Below are 1,413 nucleotides of genomic sequence, written 5' to 3'. Positions count from 1 at the left end.
ACGCCAAAAATCATCGGACATCTCTTGAAAGGCCATGGCATCATCGATACGCGTGATTGTCGTACCTAAGAGGCTATCTTATTTAGAATTTTAATGATTTAAGCATTTTCTGTTCCGGATATCCTCTAAGCGCGTGCTGCTGCCCGGACGGCTGCCCGGAGTCGACTTACCCGCAATTGCCGACCTACTGGAGGTGAAAACCATGCTCGCCGAAAGCGTCATCGAATGGACGGAAGACTGGAAACGCCAAGGGCTTGAGGAAGGCCGACGGCAAGGTCGGCAGGAAGGACGACAAGAAGGGCGACAAGAAGGACGACAAGAAGGTGAATGCAGTCTGCTCGAACGCCAGTTGATCAAGCGTTTCGGTCCGCTTGACGTGGCCACTCGGGCGCAATTGCGGGCGGCCGGCACCGAGCAGTTGGAAGCTTGGGCCGAGCGGATTCTTGACGCCAATCGGCTCGATGATGTGTTCAACACCAACGATTAACACATCGAGTCATCATGAGGGTGCTGTTCGATGCAACCGAATCTACATGACACGGACCGCCTGAGCTGTCTGGAGCAGCAAGTCCACTTGCTCCAAACAGACCGGTTGGGGGCCCTGGATATCGAGCACCTGACCGAAGAGCTAGAGGCCGAGATGGGCAATGAGCGTCGTGAACTGTATCGACGGCTGCGGATTCTGATCGGTCATCTGTTGAACTGGCACTATCAACCCGAGCAACACTCGTCGAGCTGGGCCGGAACGATCCGCGTCCAGCGCAAGGATATCCTCAAGCTGCTCAAGGGTTCGCCGAGCCTGAAGCGCTTCATCGAGGAAGAAATCCGCGAGGCTCATCAGGACACCGTCGATCTGACGAGTTTCGAGACCGGCATCGACACTGCCAACTTTCCCGCCGATTGCCTTTACAGTATCGAGGACTTGCTGAACGCCGATTATTGGCCCTGAGCCAGCAGGCAGGAACTACCGGACTGATTGATGGTTTAGAGTTGGAAGAACTGTTTCAGGATGGCGTTTCTCAGGCATGAAACATGCTTATTAGCACGGCATCAACAAAACGGAATGGCTTTTCGATATCAATACCATTGCGTCATATCGGTTATCGATATACGATCAATGCATGTCGATCCAGTCATTCAAATGCGCTGACACGCGACGTTTGTTCGAGCGACAACATGTCAAGCGCTTCGTGAATATCGAGAGCCAGGCGCGGCGTAAGCAGGGCTGTGAAGGTCACGAAAAGTGAACGCAACGACTCCTGCCGGTCGCCGCGCCCTCGACGCGGCTGAATCGCCCGAGCAGCGCGAGTCGCGCGTCTTCGGTACAATCGCGCCCTTTTGTAACCAGCTGGCTGTTGACGGTGTTGCTGAACCCACTGTTTGAGCGCTTTGCCGAGCATTTCCCTATCCCAC

3 protein-coding genes are annotated in these 1,413 nt (G+C 54.7%); 2 read left to right on the top strand and 1 reads right to left on the bottom strand.

The window, feature by feature from the left end; translation table 11 throughout:
* Nucleotides 1-133 precede the first annotated feature (133 nt).
* On the top strand, nucleotides 134-487 hold the full coding sequence (locus CKO23_RS24690; protein ID WP_200336166.1) for a DUF4351 domain-containing protein: 354 nt from the start codon (nucleotides 134-136) through the stop codon (nucleotides 485-487).
* Between the two features lie 30 nt (nucleotides 488-517).
* A complete protein-coding gene (locus tag CKO23_RS24685) occupies nucleotides 518-949 on the top strand; it encodes a DUF29 domain-containing protein (protein WP_200336164.1) in 432 nt (143 codons plus the stop codon).
* 184 nt (nucleotides 950-1,133) lie between these two features.
* Here CKO23_RS24685 and CKO23_RS25360 read toward each other — a convergent pair.
* Nucleotides 1,134-1,413, bottom strand: a 280-nt coding sequence (locus tag CKO23_RS25360) for a hypothetical protein (RefSeq protein WP_207168694.1), incomplete at its 5' end; no start/stop codon positions are given.

Source organism: Thiocystis violacea (genome assembly GCF_016583565.1).
In the GTDB taxonomy this organism is placed as follows: domain Bacteria; phylum Pseudomonadota; class Gammaproteobacteria; order Chromatiales; family Chromatiaceae; genus Thiorhodococcus; species Thiorhodococcus violaceus_A.
Note: the sequence above shows the minus strand (reverse complement) of the source record. Positions and strands in the feature narration are given on the sequence as shown.

Excerpts from the sequence above, each read along its gene's own strand:
- CKO23_RS24685 (WP_200336164.1), top strand. The coding sequence starts at position 518 with ATGCAACCGAATCTACATGACACGGACCGCCTGAGCTGTCTGGAGCAG.